Origin of the sequence: Bradyrhizobium sp. STM 3562, assembly GCF_045571435.1 — a bacterium.
In the GTDB taxonomy this organism is placed as follows: domain Bacteria; phylum Pseudomonadota; class Alphaproteobacteria; order Rhizobiales; family Xanthobacteraceae; genus Bradyrhizobium.
The window spans coordinates 3,297,648-3,321,833 of sequence record NZ_CP120694.1 but is presented as its reverse complement, the minus strand read 5'-3'; the positions used below and the strand labels follow the sequence as shown (position 1 = coordinate 3,321,833).

Here is a 24,186-nt window from a genome sequence, read left to right as displayed (position 1 = left end):
AGCCATTCCACGCGCCGGTCGATCTGCCACCAAGAGTCAAGGATTAGCTATATTGCGCATCACCCGCTTAGTGGTTGCCGCGGCACTGCTCGTGGCTGCAGGAGGAGTCGCCTTCGCTGACGGTTCGGGGGATCCCACCGCGGTGAAATCCGAGGACGGCAAGTATTTCGACAAGGAAGGAAATCCAACCTACAAAATCTCGTCCGACGGCACCGTGGACTGGTACACCTATTCCGGATACCGCCGCTATCATTCCGAATGCCACGTTTGCCATGGGCCTGATGGCATGGGGTCGACTTACGCGCCGGCGCTGAAAGATTCGCTGAAGACCATGAGCTACGCGGACTTTCTTTCTGTCGTTGCGAGCGGCCGCAAGAACGTCAGTACTGCGGCGGAGAACGTGATGCCGGCCTTCGGCACCAACCCGAACGTGGCCTGCTACATGGACGACATCTACGTTTATCTGCGCGCCCGCGCCAATGACGCATGGGGTCGCGCGCGACCGTCCAAACACGAGGACAAACCGGAGGCCTATACCGAGGCAGAAAACGCGTGCATGGGCAATCATTGAACATGACGAGAGAATTTCAACTGCACGAACTATGGTATGGCCTTGAAGAGCGAGAAAGGAGTTGAGCAATGAAGACGCGCGCAGCCGTCGCTTTCGAGGCGAAGAAACCACTTGAAATCGTCGAGCTCGATCTGGAAGGCCCGAAGGTCGGCGAGGTCCTGGTCGAGATCAAGGCAACGGGCATCTGTCATACCGACGCCTACACCTTGGACGGTTTCGACAGCGAAGGGATCTTTCCATCGATTCTTGGTCATGAAGGCGCCGGCATCGTCCGTGAGGTCGGCCCTGGCGTGATTTCGGTCAAGCCCGGCGATCACGTCATTCCGCTCTACACGCCGGAATGCCGCCAGTGTAAGAGCTGTCTCAGCCAGAAGACCAATCTCTGCACCGCGATTCGCGCCACCCAAGGCAAGGGCCTGATGCCTGATGGCACATCGCGCTTCAGCTACAAGGGCAAGCCGATCTATCACTACATGGGCTGCTCGACCTTCTCGAACTTCACCGTGCTTCCAGAAATCGCGGTGGCGAAGATTCGCGAGGACGCCCCCTTCGACAAGAGCTGCTACATCGGCTGCGGCGTCACGACCGGCGTCGGTGCGGTGGTCAATACCGCGAAGGTCACGCCAGGTTCGAACGTCGTGGTGTTCGGTCTCGGCGGGATCGGCCTCAACGTCATCCAGGGCGCCAAGATGGTGGGGGCCGACAAGATCGTCGGCGTCGACGTCAACGACTCCAAGGAGGAATGGGGCCGCAAGTTCGGCATGACCCATTTCGTCAACCCGAAGAAGGTGAGCGGCGATATCGTGCAGCACCTGGTGACGCTGACCGACGGAGGCGCCGATTACAGCTTCGACTGCACCGGCAACACCACCGTCATGCGCCAGGCGCTGGAATGTTGCCATCGCGGCTGGGGTGTCTCCGTGATCATCGGCGTTGCGGAAGCCGGCAAGGAGATCGCAACCCGGCCGTTCCAGTTGGTCACCGGACGTGTCTGGAAAGGCACCGCATTCGGAGGCGCACGCGGCCGCACCGACGTGCCGAAGATCGTCGACTGGTACATGAATGGAAAGATCCAGATCGATCCGATGATCACGCATGTCCTCAAGCTCGAGGACATCAACAAGGGCTTCGATCTGATGCACGAAGGCAAGTCGATACGTTCGGTCGTCGTTTACTGAAGCAAGAATGTCCCACACAAGGAGGATTGACTATGACTGTTCACATCCACCCGGCGGTTGACAGCGGCGTAAAACAGGGCTCGGGAACCTTCGCCGGGGGTACCCTGGTCTGTAAATGCACGGACCGACCGGTCAAGATCGGCATCAAGGGCGACGTTGCGCACAATCACGCCTGCGGTTGCACCAAGTGCTGGAAGCCGGAAGGCGCAACCTTCTCCATCGTCGCGGTCGTACCGCGTCAAAATGTGACGGTGCTCGAGAACGGCGACAAGCTCCAGATCGTCGATCCGTCGGCGGTGATCCAGCGCTACGCCTGCAAGGTCTGCGGCACGCATATGTATGGCCGTATCGAGAATACGGGCCATCCGTTCTACGGCCTCGACTTCATCCATCCCGAATTGTTCCAGGAAGGCGGCTGGGCGGCGCCGGGATTCGCGGCCTTCGTGTCGTCCGTCATCGAGTCCGGTGTCAAACCGGAAGAGATGGAGGGCATACGCGCACGCCTCAAGGAGCTCGGCCTTGAGCCCTACGATTGCCTGTCTCCGCCGCTGATGGATGCGATCGCAACGCACACAGCGAAGGCCAAGGCAAAAGCGGCCTGATCGTTTGATCCTCGCCGGCGACAATCGTCGCCGATTCGCGTTGGCGAACAGCCAACGCGAATCGGACCTCTAGCCCGACGCACGAGGATTTGCTCGGATCGACCGCCCACCTCCCCTCAGGCGCGATCGATCATGCGATGTTGCTCCCTTGACTTGGAGTCCCTGGCCTCGCTCCACTTAGTGGGCGAGGCTTTTGTTTTTTGGCGTCGCCCCACGCGCACGCCTCTTTCGCTGCAGGTCGAACATCTTCCGGCAGCCGCCCTGCTTTTGACAAATGCAGTTGCAAAACAACTCTCTGTGAAGTCCGTTCGGCGTCGGTTTCTGATAGCATTGTGACTTCGCGATAACGGGCCGACTGCACAAGAACCAAAACCAAAAGAACAATTAAGAACCAAAACATAAGAAAACGGGAGGAGCGCCCAGACACGGAAAACCAAACAGGTCGTGCAATGAGGTCTGTCAGTCTTCCTGACACGATTCGCTCGTGGGGAAGTCGCGGCGGTTGATGCGGGCGAATGGAAACATGTTCCGGCCTGCATTGAACCGGACATCAGCAGCTTAAAAAGAGCGAGAACGATCATGATCAAGTTGAAGATTAATGGCCAGGAACGAACTTGGGATGGCGACCCGGATCTTTCCCTGCTTTGGTTTCTCCGTGATGAGGTCGGTTTAACAGGCACCAAATTTGGCTGCGGCCAGGCACTGTGCGGCGCCTGCACCGTCATCGTCGACAAGGAAGCCGTACGCGCCTGCATCACGTCAGTTTCGGATGTGGCCGACCGCCAGGTCACCACGATCGAAGGCCTTCATCCGACCGGCGATCATCCAGTGCAGAAGGCCTGGCGTCAGGTCAACGTACCGCAATGCGGCTTTTGCCAAGCCGGTCAGATCATGCAGGCTGCGGCATTGCTGATGGATAATCCGAAACCATCCCACGCCCAGATACGTGAAGCCCTGTCTGGCAACATTTGCCGCTGCGGCTGCTACCAGCGCATTGAGAACGCCGTCCATCTCGCATCGACGGGGGTGTGATCATGAACATCATCACGAATCCGAAAAAGCTTCGCGGCTTTGAGAAAGCCTGCAGGGTCGAGAACGTCTCGCGCCGCAGCGTGCTGAAGGGACTTGGGATCGCTGGAAGCTTCGTGCTTGCCGCGCCTATTCTCAGTCGGCCTTCCTTCGCCGCCTATGAGACCGGCGCCGGCAAGATGCCGCACGGTACCGTTGTCGACCCGCGTGTGTTCGTCGCCATCGCGCCGGACGGCATCGTGACCATCATTGCGCATCGTTCCGAGATGGGCACCGGCGTCCGCACCAGCCTGCCCCTGATCGTTGCCGAGGAGATGGACGCCGACTGGTCGCGCGTCCGCGTCCAGCAAGCCCCTGGCGATGAGGTCAGATATGGCAACCAGGATACCGACGGATCGCGCAGCACGCGGCACTACTTGATACCGATGCGCCAGATCGGCGCCTCCGCGCGCACGATGCTGGAGTCGGCGGCGGCAAAGCGCTGGGGCGTGCCCGCCACCGAAGTGAAGGCTGTCAACCACGCGGTGGTCCATGACGCGACCGGGCGGAAACTCGGTTTCGGCGATCTCGCGGCCGATGCCTCGAAAGAGCCGGTGCCGAGCATCGAAGGCCTGAAGCTGAAGGACCCGAAGAACTTCCGCTACCTCGGCAAAGGCGAGGTCAGCATCGTCGATCTGCACGACATCACCACCGGCAAGGCGGGCTATGGTGCCGACGTCCGCCTGCCCGGCATGAAATACGCCGTCATTGCCCGCCCCCCGGTGACGGGCGGAACGCTGGTGTCCTTCGACCCCGCCGACGCCTTGAAAGTCTCGGGCGTCGAAAAGGTCACGCAGGTCAAGGGATGGCCGTGGCCATCGAAGTTCCAGCCGCTCGGTGGTGTCGCCGTGATCGCGCGCAATACCGGCGCCGCGATCAAAGGGCGCGACGCGCTGAAGATCGTTTGGGACGACGGCGCCAACGCCAAATACGACTCGGTCGCCTATCGGGCCGAACTCGAAGAAGCCGCGCGAAAACCCGGACTGGTCGTGCGCAAGGAAGGTGACGTGGACGCCGCCTTGAAGACCGCCGACAAGGTGATCGTCGGCGAGTACTACCTGCCGCATCTCGCCCACGTCAGCATGGAGCCACCGGTCGCCGTCGCGGACGTCAAGGGCGACAAGGCCGAAATCTGGGCGCCGGTGCAGAGCCCAGGGGGAACGCGCGAAGACGTCGCGAAGACCCTCGGCATTCCCGAGGAGAACGTCACCGTTAACGTAACGCTGCTCGGCGGCGGCTTTGGCCGCAAGTCGAAATGCGATTATGCGTTGGAAGCGGCCCTGCTCTCCAAGGAGCTCGCCGCGCCTGTGAAGGTGCAATGGACGCGGGAAGACGACGTTCACCACGACTTCCTCCACACCGTCTCGGTTGAGCGGATCGAGGCCGGGCTCGACAAGAACGGCAAGGTCATCGCCTGGCGGCATCGCAGTGTCGCACCGAGCATCGCCTCGACCTTCGCGGCGAATACGGTGCATCAGGCGCCGTTCGAGCTCGGCATGGGACTGATCGACATGCCGTTCGAGATCGCCAACGTCCAGTGCGAGAATCCGGAAGCCGCCGCGCACACCCGCATCGGCTGGTTCCGCTCGGTCTCGAACATCCCGCGCGCCTTTGCGGTACAGTCGATGGTGGGCGAGCTCGCCCATGCCACCAATCGCGATCAGAAGGAGATGCTGCTCGAGCTCATCGGCTCGCCGCGGATCGTCAACCTATCTTCGGTGAAGGATCCCTGGAACTACGGCGAGCCCTACGCGAGCTATCCGATCGACACGGCGCGATTGCGGCGCGTGGTCGAGCTGGTTGCCGAAAAGGGCGAATGGGGACGATCGCTGCCCAAGGGCCACGGGCTCGGAATCGCCGCTCATCGCAGCTTCGTCAGCTATATCGCGACCATCGTCGAGGTGGCCGTCGATGACAAGGGCAAGCTGACGGTACCCAGGGTCGACACTGCCATCGATTGCGGCACATATGTCAATCCGGAGCGAATCCAGTCGCAGATCGAAGGCGCCGCCATCATGGGGCTGAGCCTTGCCAAATATGGCGAGATCACCTTCAAGGATGGCAAGGTCCAGCAGAAGAACTTCGACGACTTCCCGTTGCTCCGCATCGACGAGTCGCCGTCGGTGACGCATGTTCACATCGTGCCTCCAGGACCGGACACGCCACCCAGCGGTGTCGGCGAACCCGGTTTGCCGCCGTTCGCGCCGGCCCTGGTCAACGCCATCTTTGCCGCGACCGGTAAGCGCATCCGCGCGCTGCCGATCGGCAAGCAGCTAGAGACCTAAAGGGAACGTTCGTCCCAGCAGACCGTTTTCGTCGATCTGACTGACAGGAGCCGGATCGATGAATCTCAAGGCCAAGGCGCTCGCGGTATCGCTACTGACGAGCGCCTTTCTTCTGAGCGCCCACGCATTGAGCGCTCAGGGCAACCCGCCGCCAGCGACCGCAACGCGGCCGGCAAAATCGCCGGATCAGACGTCGACGCCCAACAACGCGCCCGCTGCCACCCCGAGTCAGACGACCGGTCAAGGCAGTCAAGATCCGACGACCCGGCGGATGAACCAGGACGCGAAGAGCAAAGTCGAGAGAGAGGGCAAGTAGCCCCGAAATGAAAAGCGGCGGACCTTTCGATCCGCCGCTTTCTGCCTGCCGTTCGTCTGACTCGGCGCGTTGGCTGGCCGCCTACTTCTTGACGGCGAAGACCCAGACGACGCCGCCTTGAGGAACGTTGTTCTCAAGACCAATGTTGTTGCCGACCAGCGCATCCTGGATGCGTTGGGCGTCGACACCCCAGCCGGACTGGACGGCGATGTACTCCGTACCGTCCACTTCATAGGCGATCGGCATTCCGACGATGCCGGAATTGGTCTTTTGCTGCCAGAGCACCTCTCCCGTCTTGGCGTCGAAGGCCCGGAAGTCGCGGTCGTTGGTGCCGCCGGCGAAGATCAGGTCGCCCGCCGTCGTCGTCACCGACGCAAACAACTGCGACTTCGGGAAGTTGTGCGACCAAACCTTCTTGCCCGTGGCCGGATCCCAGGCCTGCAATTCTCCGAAATGATCGGCACCAGGACGCACCGTCAGACCGATATCTTCAGCCTTGGTTCCGAGCCAGAGCTCGCCGGGTTTGAGCGGCACCTTCTCGCCGGTGAAGCCGCCGCAGAAGTTCTCATTGGCCGGCACGTAGACGAGCTTGGTGTTCGGATTGTAGGCCGCTGACGGCCAATCCTTGCCGCCCCACAGCGACGGACAGAACGTGACACGCTTTCCGAGTACCGGCTTGTGCTCGGGATCGACGATCGGCTTGCCGGTCTCCTTGTCGATTCCCTTCCAGACGTCGGTATGGACGAAGGGCCAGCCGGCCACGTAATTGATGCGATCGGGCTTCGCCTCCAAAATCCAGAAGATGGCGTCACGTCCGGGGTGAATGAGGGCTTTGATCGGGCGGCCGTCCCTTTCCAGATTCACCAGCATCGGCGCGTCGACCTCATCCCAATCCCAAGAATCATTCTGATGGTATTGGTGGTAGGTCTTGATCTTGCCGCTCTCGGGATCGAGCGCGATCACGGAACTGGTGTAGAGATTATCGCCCGGATGCGCTTCACCCGGCCAAGGCGCCGCGTTGCCGACACCCCAGTAGATGGTTTTGGTGTCCTTGTCGTATGTGCCGGTCATCCAGGCCGAACCGCCGCCCGATTTCCAGTCGTCGCCCCGCCAGGTGTCGTGACCAGGCTCGCCCTCACCCGGGATGGTAAAGGTACGCCACAACTCCTTGCCATCGTTGGCGTCAAACGCAGCGACGTAGCCACGCACGCCGAACTCGCCACCGGAGCCGCCGACGATGACTTTGCCATCAACGACCAGCGGCATCAGGGTCATGTACTGGCCCTTCTTGTAGTCCTGAACCTTCTTGTCCCACGCCACCTTGCCGGTCTTGGCATCCAGCGCAACGAGGTGATCGTCAGTGGTGGCGAGATAAAGCTTGTCCTCCCACAAGCCCACGCCGCGGCTGGTGGGATGCAACTGAAAGAGATCCTCAGGCAACTGACGCTTGTAACGCCAATATTCCTCACCGGTCTTTGCGTTCAGCGCAATCACCTGTCCCATTGGCGTTGCAACAAACATCACGCCATTATTGACGATCGGCGGCGCCTCGTGTCCTTCGACCACCCCGGTGGAGAAGGTCCATACCGGGGTCAGACTCTTCACGTTCGACGTATTGATCTGATTGAGCGGGCTAAAGCCCTGACCATCATAGGTCCGGCGATAAAGCATCCAGTTGCCGGGTTCGGGATTCTCCAGACGGGCGGGCGTAACCGGACTGTAGTTTTCGATCGGTCCGGCAACGGCAACGGTTGAAACAAGACAAGTGAACGCAACACAGCTTGACAATAGCCATTGTTTTCGGGTCATGGACGCTATCTCCCTGTCATCTTCTTCCGGTCACCCACTCTGCGGTTGGTGACGCTTCATTAGTCGCGCGATCACTGCGATACGACGGTGCAAACGTCATCCTGCTTGCTGGGCACCTACCTTTCCGACAAAAGGCGCCGCGACGGTGAGCGACCCGTCGACGACCACCAACGGAAGCGCCGCCAAACGGCGAGGTGCCGGGCCGAACACGACCTGCGCGGCCTGACGGGGGTCGTATTCCGAGTTATGACAAGGGCACTTGAGCACGGTCTTGTCGGTGCTCTCTCCCTTGACCCACTCGGTGACAGGACAGCCCGCGTGAGAACAAACCGCCGAGTAGGCCACAATACCATCGGCCGAGCGGGACCGCGTGTCGTCGTCGAGTTCGCTTGCATCCAGCTTGACGATCAGGATTTCGTTGAGCCGCGAACCGCTGCGGACCACTGAGGTCTTCGGATCCTTCGGCCAAGCGTGCACCGGGGGTCCACCCAGCTTCAGATCGTCGGGCTTGATGAGCTGGCCCTCGTGCTCGCCTTCGGAAAAAACGAGAAGATCGCCCTTTTGCGGCCGCTCATCGCTACCGGGCTGATCTTCATCGGCGGCGACCGGTCTGGTTGCCAAACAAGCTCCGGCGGCCAAGGCCGTCAGCAGCAACGCACGTCGTGCGAGTTTCGGACACAGCGTCCCCGTCTCGATCTCCGGCTCGATCCGTTCGGCTGTGCGATCAACGTTCGAATTGGATTCAGGCATGGCGCAAGTTGAGCGCTGCGACTCCGCCAAAAAGAAGGCGAGCAGCTATCTCACTTTACGCTCTGCGTGACCTCGCGTGAAGCAGCACGCTATTGTGCGCCGCGCCATGAAGGCTCACGCCATCGCGTCAGCGCGCGATCGCCATTGCATCCGGCATACACAATGCGTGCCGAGCTTTACCCCGGAGCAATTGGTGTCGGGGCGATCCCAACTCGCTCAATGAACGACGAGCTTCATCTGGCGGACGCGGATTGCTCGGTCGGCTTGCCGAAAACCCGGCGACAGCCCTCGCTGAGATGCGCCCGCTGCCGCTGCATACAAGCGGTGATCCGGGCCACATTGGGAATTTCCGAGGAACACAGTCGAAAGGCGTCGCCCATGCAGAGCCTGCGCTGATCCTCATACGTGAATGCACTGGCGGTCAGCGGCAGCAGCGCCAGGCAGAACGCCAGAGCCGACGCCAGCCCCAAGTTGCGAACTATGTTCCGATCGATCAGCATGGTCGCCCCCAAATGACCGACGTTGCGGTCGCGTACGAGGCGGTTGGCCGCCTTCGACTCATGCGCAATCGTAGTGTCGCGAATCTCCTTGCTTCAAGATTGCGAACGCGGTCCTGCACTGAAATGTGGGTTCCACGTGCAAGCGAGTGCATCGCGGAGCGTGCGGACGTTGCAGTTCCCTGCTCTTTACAGGCGCTGGCCGCCGCTGGCCTCGATGGATTGGCCGGTGATCCACGCTCCGTCCTCCGAAGCCAGAAAGGCAACCACCTTGGCGATGTCCTCGGGTGTTCCGACGCGGCGAAGGGCAATCGTCTCCGCAAGCGCGCGGCTCGCGACGGGATCGCGTGCATTCGCATTCATGTCGGTGGCTGTCGCGCCCGGCATGACCGCATTGACGGTGATCCGCCGCCCGCCCAGGTGAACCGCCAACAGCCGGCTCAGCGCTTCGAGGCCGGCTTTAGCCGGCGCATAGGCCGCCATCGCCGGATAGGCTGCGCGAGTTCCCATGGAGGAAATATTGATGATGCGGCCGCCATCGCGCAGATGCGGCAACAGGGCCTTGATCAGGAAAAACGGCGATTTGAGATTGGTTTGAAGTAACCGGTCGAAATCCTCTTCCGTGATGTCTTCGATGGTGGCGCGTTTGCTTACGCCGGCGTTATTGACGAGGACGTCGAATTCCGCCTTCGGGCATCTCCGTGTCAGTTCCGCCGTGAATGTCCCGACAAGGTTCTTCGCTCCGCTCGGCTCTGACAAATCGGCCTGCAGTGCGAACGCGGTTCCGCCCGACCCGACGATATCGGTAACCACGCGATGTGCGGCCTCCGCCGCGGAATTGTAGTGGACCGCGACGATCGCACCGTCGGCGGCAAGCCTTCCTGCGATCGCCGCTCCGATACCGCGGCTTGCACCGGTGACCAGCGCGACCTTCCCTGCCAGCGCCCTCACGCCGACCACCCTTGAGCGGCCTCCAACTGCCGCGCCCGCTCGATCAACGATTTGCGGTCGATCTTGTTGGTACCCGCCCAAGGCAACTCGCTGACGAACTCTACTCGGCGCGGATGCTGGTAGGCCGGACCGTTCGCGATGGCGAACTTACGAATCTCCTCGACACTTGGTCTTGCCCCGGTGCGCGGTACGATGAAGGCGACCGGCACCTGACTGCGTTCCTCGTCCGCCAGCGGCACCACCGCCGCCTGCTGCACCTGCGGATGCCGCTCAAGCAGCTTCTCGACCTCGCCCGGATAGATGTTCTCGCCCGAACACACGAACATATCGTCGGCCCGCCCAACAAAGTAATAGAAGCCGTTTTCGTCGCGGCGCATCACGTCGCCGCTATAGTACCAGCCGTCGACGATTGCTTTCGCCGTTTGCTGCGGCAAATTGTGGTAGTGGTCCATCAGCGCAGGATTGCGCATCAACAGCACGCCCTCGTTCTCGCTGCCGTTCACGAGTCTGACGTTCTCGAGGCTGATCGGATAGCCGAGCGCAAGCGGCGGAGTCGGCAGGCCCTTCGGGTGCGGTCCGAACACCGCAGGCCCCGCCTCGGTGGTGCCGTAGCCGATCGTGAGCGTTACGTTCGGCAGCGCCTGCTTGATCTTGTCCCACAGCGCCATCGTCATCGGCGCCGAGCCCAGCATCAGCCGCCGAATCGAGGAGATGTCGTTCTCGGCGAGAAGACCAGTCTCCTTGACCACCCTCGCCCACATGGTCGGCACCGCGGTCGCCGCCGTCGCCTTGTATTTCGCGATCGCCTCGATATAGCTCCGGGTTTCGAACGCCGGCAGCAGCACGACCGAGGCGTTGGTGGCGAAGATCGTCTTGGTCGCAAACAGCCCGTTCATATGAAACAAGGGCTGCGCGATGATGTAACGTTCGCTTTCGTTGAGCGCGCCGCTCGTCCGCGTGGACAATGCCCAAAGCTGCCCGCGGTGCGACAGCGGCACACCTTTGGGCCGGCCGGTCGACCCTGACGTGTAGAGCATCTGGCCGACCTCGTCCGTGCCGGCAACCACGCTGTCGAAATCGGCAGGCTTGATGAGGGCGGCAAAACCATTGGAGCCAGCATCATCGAAATCGATCACGGGAATGTCGTCGCGGACCAGCGCGCGATTGGCGGCGTCGGCAAAGGCCAACGCGACGTTGGCATCATCCATCACATAGTCGATGGTATCGCGCGCCAGTTTGATGTTGACTGGCACAGCGACGCAGCCAGCGCGCATGATACCGAAATAGGCGATGACGTATTCAGCGCGGTTGAGCGATACGATCGCGACGTGAGTGCCGCGCTCGAAGCCCCGCTCGGTCAGGTAGCGCGCGACACCGTTCGCGAGCCGATCGATTTGCCGGTGCGAATAGAGCCGCGGTCCCGTCGGCAAGGCGAGGTCAATCACCGCTTCCTTGTCGAGATTGCCGTTACGGTCGACGAGGTCGCCGAGATTGTGCCAACGCATCGGTGGGACTCCCCTTCAAAACATCTATCTCGCCGCGCCGAGCGCGCGCGGCAACTCGGCAGATTGCGCGAGCAGGTCGTAGTGGCACGCCACCGCCCGCCCACCGGAGAGTTGCCGCAGCGTCGGCCGTTCCGTGCGGCACCGCTCTTGCGCCATCGGGCAGCGCGCGTGAAAACTGCAGCCTTGCGGCGGATTGAGCGGGCTCGGCAATTCACCCTGCAGCACAGTCTTGCCGCGGCTGCGCGCCAATTTCGGATCGGCGACCGGTGCGGCAGCCAATAGCGCGAGCGTGTAGGGATGGGCCGGCTGTTGCCAGATGTCCTCGCTGCGACCGCTTTCAACGATGCGCCCGAGATACATCACGATCAGCCGGTCGGAGACGTGTTCGACCACCGACAGGTCGTGGGAAATGAACAGATAGGCCACGCCCGTCTGTTCCTGCAGGTCCTGCAGCAGGTTGATGACCTGGGCGCGGACGGAGACGTCCAGCGCTGATACCGGCTCGTCGCAAATGATGACCTTGGGCCGCAGCGCCAGCGCGCGGGCGATGCCGACGCGTTGGCGCTGGCCGCCCGAGAACTCATGCGGATAGCGGCGCGCTGCGTCCGCCGGCAGGCCAACCTGCGCGATCAGCTCAGCGACGCGCTCGCGGATGTCGTGGCGTGACCAACCGGCAACGCTGAGCGGTTGGCCGATGCTCGTGCCGATGTCGTGGCGGGGATTGAGCGAGCCGTAGGGATCCTGGAAGATCATCTGCATGGTCCTGCGCGCCGCCTTCAGCCGCGCGCCTTCCAGGCGGGTGACATCCTCGCCGTCGAGCACGACCTTGCCCTCGGTCGCCGGCACCAGCCGCATCACCGCTTTGCCCAAGGTCGACTTGCCGCAGCCGGACTCGCCGACGAGCCCGACCGTCTCTCCGGCCTCCAGTTCCAGGCTGACGTCATCGACCGCGCGCACAGTGCCCTGAGCGGTCTGGTACTGGACGCACAGGCTAAGGACCGACAGCAATGCCATGTCGCGACAACTCCTCTTCGGCGGCGAAACAGGCCGCCGTCCGACCCGGCAGCAACGGCATCAAGGCAGGCTTCTCCGCGCGGCAGCGATCGGACGCATCAGCGCAGCGGTTCTGGAAGGCGCAGCCGGGCGGCAGCTCGGAAAGGGCCGGAACGCTGCCGGCTATGTCGGCCAACCTGTTGCCACGCCGCTGCCTGGCCGATGGCGTGGCTCCGAGCAGGCCGCGGGTATAGCGATGCAGCGGCCGCTCGAACAATGCTTCGACCGGCGCGTCCTCGACCTTGCGGCCGGCATACATCACCACGACGCGGTCGGCCGTCTCGGCGACGACGCCAAGATCGTGGGTGATGATGATCAACCCCATACCCGAATTGGCCTGCAGCTCCTTCATCAGCTCGAGGATCTGCGCCTGGATGGTGACGTCGAGCGCGGTCGTGGGCTCGTCCGCAATCAGAAGCTTGGGGCCGCAGGCGATCGCCATCGCGATCATCACGCGCTGGCTCATCCCGCCCGACATCTGATGCGGAAAATCGTTCAGCCGCCGCTCGGCATCGGGAATGCGCACCCGCCGCAGCAGTTCCACCGCACGCGCGCGTGCCTCCTGACGCGAAACCTTGTCGTGCCAGCGGATCGCCTCGATGAGCTGATCACCGACGGTCGCGACCGGATTGAGCGAGGTCATCGGATCCTGGAAGATCATCGAGATGTCCTTGCCGCGCACGCGCTGCATCTCGCGCTCGGATAGAGCGGCAAGATCACGTCCCATAAAGCGTACGGCGCCTCCGACGACACTGGCCGGCGGATCAGGCAATAAGCGCATCACGGCCAACGCTGTGAGCGATTTGCCGCAGCCGGATTCACCGACGATCGCGACCGTCTCGCCGGCCGCAACCGTGAGGGACAGCCCGTCGACGGCGGGTAACACGCCACGGCGCGTGAACAGCGACACCCGAAGGCTATCGATGTCGAGGATCACAGGCCGCTCCGACATGCTCACCACCATCTCAGCGATCCCTGAGCTTCGGGTTGAGCGCATCATTGAGACCGTCGCCGACCAGGTTGAGTGCGAGGACGGTGAGCATGATCGCAAGCCCGGGCACGGCGCAGATGTACCAGGAGGTGCGGATCAGGGTCCGGCCGTCGCCGATCAGCCGGCCCCAGCTCGACACATTGGGGTCGCCGAGGCCGAGAAAGGAGACCGCGGATTCGAACAGCACGGCACCGGCAATCACCAGCGACGACAGCACGATCACCGGCGGCAAGGCATTGGGAAGGATTTCGCCGAACATGATGCGGAGATTGCCCATCCCCATGGCGCGGCAGGCCTGGACAAATTCACGGTCACGCAGGGACAGGAACTCCGCGCGCGTCAGCCGCGCGATCGGCGTCCAGGTGACGACGCCGACCGCAATCGTCACATATTCGATCTTCTGGCCGAGGATCGCGACGATGGTCAGCACGAAGATCAGATTGGGGATGGTCTGAAACAGTTCGGTGAAGCGCATCAGCATCTCATCGATCCACCCGCCGAAATAGGCGGCGGCCGCCCCGACGGTGATGCCGATCAGCGTCGCCGTGATGCTGGCACAAAGGCCGATCAGGAGCGTGGTGCGCGCGCCGTACGCGATCATCGCCGCGATGTCCCGGCCGAGCGAATCCGTGCCCAACGGAAAGCGCGAATTGACAAAGGGCCAGATCTCGGGACGGCCGACGATCCGCAAGGGGTTGCGCGGATACATCCATGGTGCGGCCAACGCGATGCCGATCACGAGGATCACCAGGAGGAGACCGACCAGGGCGGCGCGGTTGCGGGCGAAGCGCCGGGCAAAGTCGAGGCTGTGCGGGAACATCGCTTATCTCGCCCTGATGCGCGGGTCGAGCCGCAGGTAAGCCAAGTCGACCGCCGCGTTGGCGACAGCAACCAGCAGCGAGCCGAGAACAAGCACTCCCAGGACCATCGGGAAATTGCGGCTCATGACGCTGTCGAACAACAGGCTTCCAATGCCCGGCCAGCTAAAGACGGACTCGATGACCACACTGCCGCCGAGAATGGTACCGAGCTGCAGCCCAAGGAGCGTGACGATCGGCAGCAGCGCATTGCGCATGACGTGCACGAGGACAACCCGCGCCCGCGACAAGCCTTTGGCGCGGGCGGTGCGCACGAAATCGAGCCGGAATACCTCAAGCATTGAGGCCCGCATCACCCGCGCATAGGTCGCCGCGTAGAACAAGCCGAGCGCGGTCGCGGGCAGTACGAGATGATGCATGACGTCCAGCGCGTCACCGATCGCACCGTTGTTGGCGCCGATGGTGCGCATGCCTCCGACCGGAAACCAGCCGAGTTTGACGGAAAACAGCACCACCATCATGATGCCGAGCCAGAAACTCGGCGCGGCGAAGAAGAAGACCGCCGCAAGCGAGATCAGATTGTCCCAAATCGTATTGACCCGGACCGACGCCAGCACGCCGGCCGTCATGCCGACCAACAGCGCCACGGCAACCGCCGCGAGCATCAGGATCAACGTGGCCGGCAGTTGATCCATGATCACGTCCAGCACCGGCGCGTTCTGGCGATAGGAAAAGCCGAGATCGAGCCGCATCACCGACCAGATGTATTTGGCAAGCTGCACCCAGGTCGGCTGATCCACCCCGTAGGTGTGACGCAACTGATCCAGCATCGCCGGGTCCGTGATCTGCTGGTCGGATGTCATGACGTCGAACAGACTGCCCGGAGCGAGCTGGATCAGCACGAAATTGAGCACGATCACCGCCAGGACCAGCGGAATGATCTGAGCCAACCGGCGAAGGACGATGCGGCGCAAGGCGACCTCCCTTCCCTAGCGGTCCAGCCAGAGCTCCGCCCAGCTTTCTCCCATGAAGTCGGCGGTCGTGGAGTGGTTGCGGACATCGGAGCGGGCGATCGTCACCGGCTCCAGATCGACCATCGGCAGCAACGGCGCTTCTCGCGCGACAAGGCGGTCGAAATCCTTGCCCAGCGCGATGCGTTTCGGCTCGTCGGTTTCCACCGCCATTTTCGCGACGATTTCATCGAGCTCGGGATTGGAATAGCCGGTGGCGTTGCGGAAGGCAGCGCCTTTCACGATGCCGTCCGTGGTGTAGTATTGCGTCGTGCTTGGAATCAGCTCGATGCTGCCGGAATTGTTGGAGACTGCGACGTCATAGTCATAGTCGCTGTAGATGCGCTTGAGCGAAGTGGCGCGATCCGGCACCGCGAGGTCGACCGTGATATCGATGTCCTCGAAGGCCTGCTTGAGATATTGGCCAATCTTGACGTTCTCCTCGAACCATCCCGCCGAAACAAGATTGAGGCTGAACCGCGAGCCGCTTTTCACCGGATAGCCGGCGGCATCGAGCATCTTCGCGGCCTTCTTTGGATCGAACGGGTAGTCCTGAACATCCTTTGTGAAGAAGATTGCATTCGACGAAGGAATAGCGCCGATCGAAGGATGGGCGCGGCCAAAGAAGATCGTGTCCGAGATGAACTGGCGATCGATGGCCTGCATCAATGCCTGCCGCACTTCCCGCTTTTTGAAGACGTCGCGGCGTTGGTTGAATTCGATCGTCGTGATCCAGGCCGAATTCGAGTAGCCCTTGGTTTCCGCGATGAACTTGCCGCCTGAGGTGAGCCGCGGAATATCCGGCATCGGAACGGGATTGAAGACGCCAATATCGAGCTGGTTCGCCTCGAACGCCGCCGAACGCGACGCCGGATCGCGCCACCAGCGGATCACCAGGCGATCGAGATACGGCAACGACGGATTCCAGTATTTCTCGTTGCGCAGATATTCGACGTGACTGCCGCGCACCCATTCCTTGACCTTGAAGGGGCCGGTGCCGATCGGCGTATTGTTGATCGGATTGGTAATGATGTTGCTGCCGGCATAGATATGCTTGGGGATGACGAGACCCGACTTGCCGGCGAGCACGGATTTCAGGAAAAACTCCGGCACGGGTGCCTTGAACTTCAAGAGTACAGTCAGGGGATCGACGGCTTCCGCACTGTCCAGCGCATCCAGCGAGACCCCGGCCGAGATCGGCTTCCAATATTCAAGCACGTTGAACACGACGTCATCGGCCGTGAAAGGCTGGCCGTCATGCCAGGTGACCCCTTCGCGGAGCTTGATCACGTAGCTGCGGAAATCCTCCGCAGGCTTGATATCGACGGCCAGGACCGGCTCGAACTTCAGGTCAACCGTAAGGCGGACGAGGCGCTCGATCACCTTGGTCGAGGTGAAGTACGGGCTCGAGCCGCCGCCGGGTGGCACGAACAGGGATTGCGGCTCGAAACCGCCCCAGGTCGCAAGCAACGTACCGCCGCGCTTCGGCGCCTCGGTCGCGGCGAAAGCGGGACCCGACAAGCGGGAAGCAAGCGCGGCGCCTGCCGTCGTCATCAGAAAGTCACGTCGCGAAAACCTGCTCATCGTTTTACCCTCTTGATTGCTTGAACCGGTTCCTCGTCGTGGCGTCGTCCATCCCCAATGTCGTTATCAGGACTCCAGCGTCGAATAGGTGCCTCTTCCAACCGCCAGCAATGATCCCTTTTCATCGAACACGTCGACATCGGCGACGCCGACGCTTTTTCCCGCGCGACGCACTCGCGCCACGGCGATCAGCGCCGTGTCGATCGCTGGCCGCAAATAGTCGACGCGGAAATTGACGGTCGGAAGCCCCCTGCCGACCATCATGCCGACGGCGAAATCGCCGGCGGTATCGATCAGCGAGGCGATGACGCCGCCATGCCATTGTTTCGAACCGGGGCGGCGCTCGAATTCGGCCCGCATCGCCGAGCGCATGGTGACCTCCTGCTTGACCGGATCGGCGCTCACAACGTTGAGGCCGAGGAACAGGTTGAACGGCGATGCATCCAGCAGCTTCTGGATATCGGCCGCGCTCAGCGCGACAACTTGCGGCTTGCTCATGGCGTCACCACGACCTTGCCGAACACCGCGCGATCCTCGATCACGCGCACCGCCTCCTTGGCCTGTTCGAGCGGGTAGCTCTTGTCGATCAGCACCTTCAGCTTACCGCTCTGCACCAGATCGAAGAGCTTCTCGATGTCCTCGCGCTCCCAGCCGTTGGAGCCGAGAACCTGCAATTCGAACGTCCAGATGAAGCGAATATCCTCAGTCGGGGCGAAGCCTGCCGTGGCGCCGCAGGTCAAAAGCCGGCCGCCGAGCTTTAAGCAGCGCAGCGACTTCACCCAGGTATCGCCGCCCGTGAAATTGACCACGACATCGACGCCGCCGCCTTGGACGAAGCGCCGGCGATGCGGCTTGCCATGGCGCTCGAATACGGCCTTCATGAAATCAGTTTCGGTGTAGAGAATGATTTCGTCGGCCCCGAGCTCGGTGAGCCGTCGCCCCTTCTCCTCGCTGCCGGCGCAGGCGATGACATAGGCACCCGCGAGCTTGGCAAGCTGGACGCAGCAAACGCCGACACCGCCGCTCGCGCCCAGAATCAAGACCTTTTCGCCGGGCTTGATCTTGCCGATGGTGTTCATCATGCGGATCGCGGTGCCGTAAGCCACCGGCAGCGCGGCCGCCTGCTCGAAGCTGACATTGTCGGGAATCTTGACGAGCTGATGCGCCTTGGCGCGGCAGTATTCGGCGAGCCCGCCGTCCTGGGTCTCGCCCATCAGGCCGCCCTCGACGCGGTTGACCGGATCGATCAGCACGCGATCGCCCAGCTTCCAGCCAGTCACGCCGGCGCCGAGCTCAGCGATCTCGCCCACCACGTCGAGGCCAATGATCACCGGCAATGGCACCTTGATCCCCGGCATGCCGCGACGGGTAAACACGTCATGGTAATTGATCGAGGAGGCCCTGACCCGCACGACGACATCGCCCTCGCCGGCCTTCGGCGTCGGATAGTCCGCGACGAATTGCAGTTTGTCGTTATCGCCATGCTCGCGAAGGACTACGGCTCTCATGTTCTTGTTCAGCTCCGTTGTTCGGCGACGACAACGAGCGGGTTTCGCGCCCGCCCGTCGATCGCCCGTTGACGTCTCGAGATCGCTCGCAACAAGCCGCACTTGCGCCAGCTCGGCAGCGCCGAAGCGAACTCTGTCCCGAAATCGCTCCTCATCGCGCGGTGAACCCCAGCGCGACATTGGCGGCGTCCGCATGCCCCACGACGATGCCGTCGGCATATGGGCGGTAGTTCACACCCGCGGCGTCGAACAGCGCGCGCGGCTGATCCAGCGAACCCACCTTGAAGGTCAACGCAACCATCCGGTCCGATCCGTCCTCGCTCACGATAGCCGCGCTCGCGTAGCGTTCGGCGACCGCCGATGGCTCCAGCACCAGCACGGTCGCCACGCCGGCACGGAAAGCGACGCCGCCGGAGCGGGATATGAGCAGAGGCGCGCCGAACATCCGCTCGTAAAGCGCGGCGGTCCGCTGCGGCGCAGTGGAGGCGATGACGAATTCGACAATATCGAGGGCGCCGTTGGGATGCGCGCGCCATTCCGGGCGATAGACGAGTTGCGGCGTGTCATGATGGCAGAAGAAGGTGCGACCGTTCTGCACCTGCTCCGCAGTCACCCGCACCACGCGGAAGCGCGCATCCTCCGCCCCCGTGGGAAGCGGCACGGGACGCGAGAAGCTCAACGGCTGCTCGGCCGGAACCCCGCGGCTTTTTAACGCAGCGAAGACGACATCGGGGTCGACCGACTTGAACACCAGTCCGGTCAGACCGGGCGGATGCTTCCACAGATCGGCGCGGTTCATTTCACGACCCGGCAGATAGCCGAGCAGCTCGAGATAGTTTTCGCCGAAGATCGCCAGATGATTGCTCGAGCCGAGCGAGTGATGACCACGCTCGGTGAGATGGAAGCCAAACCGCTCATACTGCGCGGCCGCCTCATCAAGCCTGTCCATCACATTGATGACGGCGTGATCGAGCACCGGCCGCACTGAATCGATCGTTGGTGGCAAGTCAGTCATGTCGTCACAAACCCGCGCGTTGCGTCCGTTTACGTAGCAAGATCAATGCCATTTTACGACGCGACGCTCTGCGCTGCGCGCGGATGCGGCGTCTGTTTGGTCATGGAGAATTCGATCGCGGCATCGACATGCAAGGCGGTCGAGTCGAAGACCGGCAGATCGATATGCTCGGGGCCGACCAGCAGGCAGATCTCCGTGCAGCCGAGGATCACGCTGTCGGCGCCGCGCGACTTGCCGCGTGCAATGACGTCGAGATAGAGCGCGCGCGAACGATCACTGACGACGCCCCGACATAGCTCGTCGAAGATGATGTCGTGCACGACGGCACGGTCATCGTCGTCGGGAATGATCGGATCCAGCGCAAACTGATCGCGCAGGCGCTGCACATAGAAGGCGTGCTCCATCGTGTAGCGCGTGGCCAGCAGCAGCGGCCGATCGCACCCGGCCGCCTTGATCGCGGCTGCCGTGACATCGGCGATGTGGAGCAGCGGGATCGAGACCGCCTGTTGCACGTCGTCAGCCAATTTGTGCATCGTATTGGTACAGATCAGCAGGCAGTCCGCGCCGCCGTCTTCCAGATCGCGCGCGATCTTGGCAAGAATTTCGCCCGCCTCGTCCCAACGCCCCTGCTTTTGCAGATTGACGATGGTCTCGAAGTCGACTGACCGCATCAGGATTTCAGCGGAATGAAGACCTCCCAGACGACTGCGGATCTGCTCGTTCAGCCGCCTGTAGTAGACGGCAGTACTTTCCCAACTCATTCCACCGATCAAGCCAATCATCCGCATGTCCGGCTGCTCGCTCCTTGCAACATCTTTCGTGTTCGCGAGGATGATAGCAGCGGGTCTGCGCAAATCGTTTGCGTTTCAACGATATGATAGACGCTTTAGCCGAGAATAAACTTCATAGTTTGGCCGATGTCGGAAATAGGTTTCTACGCCAGGGAGCCTCGACATCTCATCCATGCTCCCAGGTGCTCATTTCTCCTGTTCCGATTCCCAATATGAGCGGCTTGCACGGAAGAATTCTTCTCCGGCCTCAGTGCGGCTGGCTCGCGGTGTCCCCGGCATGGTCGAGATAGGACAGCGCCGTCTTGAGCTGGGCATCGTCGGGCTTGCCGATCAGTTCCACCTTGATCGGCGCCGAATAGACGGACTGGCTCTTCTCCGCCGCCGAGCGCGCCTCCTCCGGCTTCTGGCTCTGCTGCAGCGGGCCCGGATTTGCGAACGCGCCGTGCAAGGCGCTTTCGCGCACGAGCGCGCCGCCGCTGATCTGCTGGTCCTTGGGCGCCTCCGCGACGACGTCGGGCGCGATCCCTTCGTCCTGGATCGAGCGTCCCGAGGGTGTGTAATAGAGCGCGGTGGTGAGCCTGACCGCGCCCTTGCCGCTCAGGGGAATGATGGTCTGCACCGAGCCCTTGCCGAAGCTCTGCGTTCCCATCACCACCGCGCGGTGGCGGTCCTGCAGCGCGCCGGCCACGATCTCCGAGGCAGAGGCGGAAGCACCGTTGATCAGGACCACCACGGGAACACCGGCGAGCATGTCGCCATGCGCGGGCGCATCGAAATTCTTGGTCTCGCTGGAGCGCCGGCCGCGGATGCTGACCACGGTTCCGCCATCCAGCAGATCGCCGGCGACGTCGACCGCCGCGGTCAATAGCCCGCCCGGATCGTTACGCAGGTCGATCACCAGCCCCTTCAGGTGCCCGTTCGCATTGCGCTGGAGATCAGTGATCGCCTGCCTGAATGCATCGGACGTGTCGCTGCCGAACTGGCTGATTCTGACATAGCCGATATCATTCGGCTCGAGTTTCGACTTGACCGAGTCGACGCGGATGATCTGCCGCGTCAAGGTGAGGTCGAAGGGCGCCTGCTTGCCGCGCAGAATGGTCAGTGTCACGGCCGTGCCGGGCTCGCCGCGCAGCAGCGTCACGACCTTGCGCAAGGCCATGCCGCGCGTGGTCGTGTGATCGATCAGCACGATTTCGTCGCCGGGCTCGATGCCAGCATGCGCTGCCGGCGTGCCATCGATGGGAGAAATGATCTTGGGCAGCCCCTCCTGTTCGGAGATCTGCATGCCGAGACCGCCGAACCGGCCGGCGGTGTCCGCCTGGGACTGCTTGAATTCCTCCTCGTCCATGTAGTCGGAATGCGGATCCAGCTTGTTCAACATTCCCTTCAGCGCATCCTCGGTCAGTTCATTCGAACTGACAGGATGGACATAATCGTGCCGCACGAGCTGGATCACGCCCGCGAGCAGAGCAAGGTCCGGAGCCGGCCCTTCCTCCCCTTGCGTCCTGAACGCGGAGATCAGGGGAACGACGAGGATTGCTGCGATCAGGCTGGAGATGAGCAGGCGCGTTTTGGTCATGGCTTTGACTTTTGTGGGTGGGAAGCCGGGCTGGAACAAGAACCAGGAAGCACAAAAGTAGGTTCCCATTGCGGGGCTTCCAAGGCCGACTTCCGTTCGATCGCACGCGAACACGTCAGCAGGCGCCCGCGTTCCCGCGGCACAAATAGCGCCCGGGTTTTGGCTCACGGCCGCCCTCTTTGAACCAATGAGGGCGCTGGGAATGCCGCCCGCCGATCGCGCTCGGGAGATTCTCGTTCGGCACAGCCTGTTCTGCACACGAAACGCACGCGCAAGCCGGCGGTCATGAAAATCGAGCTCTTCGGCCGTCCGGGCAAACCACTTCGGATGTCGGCCGAGTGAGCACGACGCGGCTGTTTCAGATCGAAAGATCAGAGTCTCGCTGACCGAGTCCAGGAGCGGTGTACGGACACGCCATCACGCGCCCGTCAGCTTCGCTGCCGCCATACTCACGCATCACAGCTTTGACAGTGCCTAACCGCGGCCTTTGGGTCACACCGATCCACGACATCGCAGCCAGCCTCGCCGGTGTCATCGCGCCTTCATGACCTGCCCCGACAGTCGGATCCGATATTTCTAATCAGCACTGCCGAGCGCTTTTCCCTTTGCAGATTTCATGCGGGAGACGACGATGCATTGCAGGTATCATTTAATGGCGGCGACGGCGCTGTGCGTCGCCTGTCTGTCGGTTCCATCTGTTGCGGCAGCGCAAGCGATGTCGGACGCCGAAAAGATCGAACGGCTGGAGCGCCAAACGGAGGCGCTGCAGAAGCAACTCAAGGCGCTGCAGAGCGAAATCGCGCAGACGCGCCAGAGAACCGCAAAGGTGGAAGCAGTGCAGGCCGCGGCACCTCGAGCCGCCTCACCTCCGCCGGCCGACAAGGGCCCGATCCTCAAGGCTCCGACGCTCGCGATATCGGACAAGGTCAAGGTGACGCTCGGCGGCTTCATCGCGGCGGAGTCGGTCTGGCGGCAGCGCAATGAGGCTGCCGATATGGGATCGAGTTTCGCCGGCATCCCTTATCCGTTCTCCCCGCTCTATCACGAGAACGAGTTTCATGGTTCGGCGCGACAGAGCAGAATTTCCCTCCTCATCGAGGGTGCGATCGATCCGCAGCAGAAGCTGTCCGGCTATTTCGAAACGGATTTCCTCGGCGTGGGCACCACATCGAACTACAATCAGAGCAATAGCTGGGCGCCGCGCCTGCGCCAGGCCTATGGCAGCTATGACAACGCCGATTGGGGATTCCACGTCCTTGCCGGCCAGTCGTGGAGCCTGCTCACGCAGAACCAGACCGGCATCACCCCGCGCAAGGAGAACATCCCGCTCACCATCGATGCGAGCTACGTCGTCGGCTTCAACTATACGCGCAACTGGCAGATCCGCTTCGTGAAGGACTTTGGGCCGGAGCTGTCGTTCGGCATATCGGTCGAGAACCCCGCGAGCATCGTCGGCGCCTCGACCGCCACCGCGCCCGCCGGCACCGGCGGTACCTTCGCGAGCGGCGGCATCGTCAACGGCGTCGTCACCAATTTCAGCAATACCGGCAGCAGCTTCCTCAGCACCGTGCCGATCACGACGGATCAGGCGCCGGACCTCATCGAAAAGGCCGCGTTCGATCCTGGCTGGGGTCACTACGAAGCGGTCGCATTGCAGCGGTTCTTCAACGACAGCACGCTCACTTGCGCGCTCGGACCATGCATCGCCGGCTCGGTCGGACAGGCGGGCACAACCTCCGACAGGTCGGCGTTCGGCTGGGGCATCGGCGGCTCGGTGCTGTTGCCGGTCATTCCCAAATATCTCGAGTTCACCGGCAGCGTCTTGTACGGGCAAGGCATCGGCCGTTACGGGGCCGGCCAGTTGCCGGACGTGACCATCGGAGCCGACGGCTCGCTCACGCCGCTGACGGGATTGCAGACCATGATCGGCCTGATCGGCCATCCGACCGAGGGGCTGGACGTCTACGCTTACGCTGGCCTCGAGCAGGTCGAGGCGAAGTACTTCAATTCCGGCACGACCCTGCTCGGCTATGGCAATCCCGGCTTCAGCAATGTCGGCTGTACCATCACGACGCCGAGCTCGTTTGCGGGCACGACACCGACGAACTGCATCGCGAACAACCGCCGGCTGGAAGACGTAACCGTGGGCTTCTGGCAGAACCTCTACAAGGGCGATTTCGGCCGCGTGGCCGCCGGCGCCCAATACGAATATATCAGGCGCCAGGCCTTTGCCGGCCTCGGCGGTGCGCCCTCGACCGATGACAACATCGTCATGACCTCGCTGCGCTGGTATCCGTTCTGAGTT

The 24,186-nt window shown here is 62.3% G+C and carries 22 protein-coding genes; 7 read left to right on the top strand and 15 right to left on the bottom strand.

Annotated elements, in window-relative coordinates; all coding sequences use genetic code 11:
- The first annotated feature begins 52 nt into the window (after nt 1-52).
- The 6 genes from P6U23_RS15210 to P6U23_RS15185 all read left to right on the top strand — a co-directional run bounded on the left by P6U23_RS15210 (nt 53) and on the right by P6U23_RS15185 (nt 6,020).
- The gene (locus tag P6U23_RS15210) at nt 53-571 is read left to right on the top strand and encodes a c-type cytochrome, methanol metabolism-related (protein WP_407180529.1); all 519 of its coding nucleotides are present in this window, start codon (nt 53-55) and stop codon (nt 569-571) included.
- Between the two features lie 68 nt (nt 572-639).
- Complete coding sequence (locus P6U23_RS15205) at nt 640-1,749, top strand: S-(hydroxymethyl)glutathione dehydrogenase/class III alcohol dehydrogenase (protein ID WP_407180528.1); 1,110 nt, start codon at nt 640-642, stop codon at nt 1,747-1,749.
- A 32-nt stretch (nt 1,750-1,781) separates the two neighbouring features.
- Nucleotides 1,782-2,351, top strand: coding sequence for an S-(hydroxymethyl)glutathione synthase (gene gfa, locus P6U23_RS15200; RefSeq protein ID WP_407180527.1), 570 nt, complete (start codon nt 1,782-1,784; stop codon nt 2,349-2,351).
- Nucleotides 2,352-2,930: 579 nt separating this feature from the next.
- Nucleotides 2,931-3,383 (top strand): (2Fe-2S)-binding protein, encoded by a 453-nt coding sequence (locus P6U23_RS15195; RefSeq protein ID WP_407180526.1) that lies wholly within the window; start codon nt 2,931-2,933, stop codon nt 3,381-3,383.
- Between the two features lie 2 nt (nt 3,384-3,385).
- On the top strand, nt 3,386-5,704 hold the full coding sequence (locus P6U23_RS15190) for a molybdopterin cofactor-binding domain-containing protein (RefSeq protein WP_407180525.1): 2,319 nt from the start codon (nt 3,386-3,388) through the stop codon (nt 5,702-5,704).
- A gap of 58 nt (nt 5,705-5,762) precedes the next feature.
- A complete protein-coding gene (locus P6U23_RS15185) occupies nt 5,763-6,020 on the top strand; it encodes a hypothetical protein (protein WP_407180524.1) in 258 nt (85 codons plus the stop codon).
- A gap of 81 nt (nt 6,021-6,101) precedes the next feature.
- On the opposite strand, the gene P6U23_RS15180 is transcribed toward P6U23_RS15185, so the two are convergent.
- The 15 genes from P6U23_RS15180 to P6U23_RS15110 all read right to left on the bottom strand — a co-directional run bounded on the left by P6U23_RS15180 (nt 6,102) and on the right by P6U23_RS15110 (nt 21,881).
- The gene (locus tag P6U23_RS15180; protein ID WP_407180523.1) at nt 6,102-7,829 is read right to left on the bottom strand and encodes a methanol/ethanol family PQQ-dependent dehydrogenase; all 1,728 of its coding nucleotides are present in this window, start codon (nt 7,827-7,829) and stop codon (nt 6,102-6,104) included.
- 96 nt (nt 7,830-7,925) lie between these two features.
- Entirely contained in the window at nt 7,926-8,579 is a 654-nt protein-coding gene (locus tag P6U23_RS15175) for a ubiquinol-cytochrome c reductase iron-sulfur subunit (protein ID WP_407180522.1), read from the bottom strand.
- Between the two features lie 233 nt (nt 8,580-8,812).
- A complete protein-coding gene (locus tag P6U23_RS15170) occupies nt 8,813-9,079 on the bottom strand; it encodes a hypothetical protein (RefSeq protein WP_407180521.1) in 267 nt (88 codons plus the stop codon).
- A 186-nt stretch (nt 9,080-9,265) separates the two neighbouring features.
- Nucleotides 9,266-10,036, bottom strand: coding sequence for an SDR family oxidoreductase (locus P6U23_RS15165; RefSeq protein WP_407180520.1), 771 nt, complete (start codon nt 10,034-10,036; stop codon nt 9,266-9,268).
- On the bottom strand, nt 10,024-11,532 hold the full coding sequence (locus tag P6U23_RS15160; RefSeq protein WP_407180519.1) for a class I adenylate-forming enzyme family protein: 1,509 nt from the start codon (nt 11,530-11,532) through the stop codon (nt 10,024-10,026). Before P6U23_RS15160 ends, P6U23_RS15165 begins: the two co-directional genes overlap by 13 nt.
- A 24-nt stretch (nt 11,533-11,556) precedes the next feature.
- Nucleotides 11,557-12,546 (bottom strand): ABC transporter ATP-binding protein, encoded by a 990-nt coding sequence (locus P6U23_RS15155; protein WP_407180518.1) that lies wholly within the window; start codon nt 12,544-12,546, stop codon nt 11,557-11,559.
- A complete protein-coding gene (locus P6U23_RS15150; protein WP_407180517.1) occupies nt 12,524-13,537 on the bottom strand; it encodes an ABC transporter ATP-binding protein in 1,014 nt (337 codons plus the stop codon). The genes P6U23_RS15155 and P6U23_RS15150 overlap by 23 nt, the downstream gene beginning before the upstream one ends.
- Nucleotides 13,538-13,550: 13 nt before the next feature.
- Nucleotides 13,551-14,396: an ABC transporter permease gene (locus P6U23_RS15145; RefSeq protein WP_407180516.1), complete on the bottom strand. Its 846-nt coding sequence runs from the start codon at nt 14,394-14,396 to the stop codon at nt 13,551-13,553.
- A gap of 3 nt (nt 14,397-14,399) precedes the next feature.
- A complete protein-coding gene (locus P6U23_RS15140; RefSeq protein WP_407180515.1) occupies nt 14,400-15,368 on the bottom strand; it encodes an ABC transporter permease in 969 nt (322 codons plus the stop codon).
- A 15-nt stretch (nt 15,369-15,383) separates the two neighbouring features.
- Nucleotides 15,384-16,988 carry an ABC transporter substrate-binding protein gene (locus tag P6U23_RS15135; protein WP_407180514.1) on the bottom strand — a complete coding sequence of 535 codons (1,605 nt, stop codon included), beginning with the start codon at nt 16,986-16,988 and terminating at the stop codon, nt 15,384-15,386.
- A gap of 66 nt (nt 16,989-17,054) precedes the next feature.
- Nucleotides 17,055-17,486 (bottom strand): PaaI family thioesterase, encoded by a 432-nt coding sequence (locus P6U23_RS15130; protein ID WP_407180513.1) that lies wholly within the window; start codon nt 17,484-17,486, stop codon nt 17,055-17,057.
- A complete protein-coding gene (locus tag P6U23_RS15125; RefSeq protein WP_407180512.1) occupies nt 17,483-18,496 on the bottom strand; it encodes a zinc-binding alcohol dehydrogenase family protein in 1,014 nt (337 codons plus the stop codon). The genes P6U23_RS15130 and P6U23_RS15125 overlap by 4 nt, the downstream gene beginning before the upstream one ends.
- A 151-nt stretch (nt 18,497-18,647) precedes the next feature.
- Nucleotides 18,648-19,511, bottom strand: a complete 864-nt coding sequence (locus P6U23_RS15120; RefSeq protein WP_407180511.1) for a VOC family protein — start codon at nt 19,509-19,511, stop codon at nt 18,648-18,650.
- Nucleotides 19,512-19,564: 53 nt separating this feature from the next.
- The gene (locus P6U23_RS15115; protein WP_407180510.1) at nt 19,565-20,299 is read right to left on the bottom strand and encodes an aspartate/glutamate racemase family protein; all 735 of its coding nucleotides are present in this window, start codon (nt 20,297-20,299) and stop codon (nt 19,565-19,567) included.
- Nucleotides 20,300-20,549: 250 nt separating this feature from the next.
- On the bottom strand, nt 20,550-21,881 hold the full coding sequence (locus P6U23_RS15110) for a S41 family peptidase (protein ID WP_407180509.1): 1,332 nt from the start codon (nt 21,879-21,881) through the stop codon (nt 20,550-20,552).
- 631 nt (nt 21,882-22,512) lie between these two features.
- On the opposite strand from P6U23_RS15110, the gene P6U23_RS15105 reads away from it, so the two are divergent.
- Entirely contained in the window at nt 22,513-24,183 is a 1,671-nt protein-coding gene (locus tag P6U23_RS15105; RefSeq protein ID WP_407180508.1) for a hypothetical protein, read from the top strand.
- Nucleotides 24,184-24,186: the final 3 nt, after the last annotated feature.

What these genes read in the sequence shown, in the direction of transcription:
- P6U23_RS15205 (WP_407180528.1), top strand. Translation starts at nt 640, where the DNA reads ATGAAGACGCGCGCAGCCGTCGCTTTCGAGGCGAAGAAACCACTTGAA.
- P6U23_RS15135 (WP_407180514.1), bottom strand. Translation starts at nt 16,988, where the DNA reads ATGAGCAGGTTTTCGCGACGTGACTTTCTGATGACGACGGCAGGCGCC.
- P6U23_RS15145 (WP_407180516.1), bottom strand. Translation starts at nt 14,396, where the DNA reads ATGTTCCCGCACAGCCTCGACTTTGCCCGGCGCTTCGCCCGCAACCGC.
- P6U23_RS15115 (WP_407180510.1), bottom strand. Translation starts at nt 20,299, where the DNA reads ATGCGGATGATTGGCTTGATCGGTGGAATGAGTTGGGAAAGTACTGCC.
- P6U23_RS15195 (WP_407180526.1), top strand. Translation starts at nt 2,931, where the DNA reads ATGATCAAGTTGAAGATTAATGGCCAGGAACGAACTTGGGATGGCGAC.
- gfa (WP_407180527.1), top strand. Translation starts at nt 1,782, where the DNA reads ATGACTGTTCACATCCACCCGGCGGTTGACAGCGGCGTAAAACAGGGC.
- P6U23_RS15170 (WP_407180521.1), bottom strand. Translation starts at nt 9,079, where the DNA reads ATGCTGATCGATCGGAACATAGTTCGCAACTTGGGGCTGGCGTCGGCT.
- P6U23_RS15175 (WP_407180522.1), bottom strand. Translation starts at nt 8,579, where the DNA reads ATGCCTGAATCCAATTCGAACGTTGATCGCACAGCCGAACGGATCGAG.
- P6U23_RS15185 (WP_407180524.1), top strand. Translation starts at nt 5,763, where the DNA reads ATGAATCTCAAGGCCAAGGCGCTCGCGGTATCGCTACTGACGAGCGCC.
- P6U23_RS15150 (WP_407180517.1), bottom strand. Translation starts at nt 13,537, where the DNA reads ATGTCGGAGCGGCCTGTGATCCTCGACATCGATAGCCTTCGGGTGTCG.
- P6U23_RS15190 (WP_407180525.1), top strand. Translation starts at nt 3,386, where the DNA reads ATGAACATCATCACGAATCCGAAAAAGCTTCGCGGCTTTGAGAAAGCC.
- P6U23_RS15110 (WP_407180509.1), bottom strand. Translation starts at nt 21,881, where the DNA reads ATGACCAAAACGCGCCTGCTCATCTCCAGCCTGATCGCAGCAATCCTC.
- P6U23_RS15120 (WP_407180511.1), bottom strand. Translation starts at nt 19,511, where the DNA reads ATGACTGACTTGCCACCAACGATCGATTCAGTGCGGCCGGTGCTCGAT.
- P6U23_RS15125 (WP_407180512.1), bottom strand. Translation starts at nt 18,496, where the DNA reads ATGAGAGCCGTAGTCCTTCGCGAGCATGGCGATAACGACAAACTGCAA.
- P6U23_RS15155 (WP_407180518.1), bottom strand. Translation starts at nt 12,546, where the DNA reads ATGGCATTGCTGTCGGTCCTTAGCCTGTGCGTCCAGTACCAGACCGCT.
- P6U23_RS15130 (WP_407180513.1), bottom strand. Translation starts at nt 17,486, where the DNA reads ATGAGCAAGCCGCAAGTTGTCGCGCTGAGCGCGGCCGATATCCAGAAG.
- P6U23_RS15160 (WP_407180519.1), bottom strand. Translation starts at nt 11,532, where the DNA reads ATGCGTTGGCACAATCTCGGCGACCTCGTCGACCGTAACGGCAATCTC.
- P6U23_RS15180 (WP_407180523.1), bottom strand. Translation starts at nt 7,829, where the DNA reads ATGACCCGAAAACAATGGCTATTGTCAAGCTGTGTTGCGTTCACTTGT.
- P6U23_RS15105 (WP_407180508.1), top strand. Translation starts at nt 22,513, where the DNA reads ATGCATTGCAGGTATCATTTAATGGCGGCGACGGCGCTGTGCGTCGCC.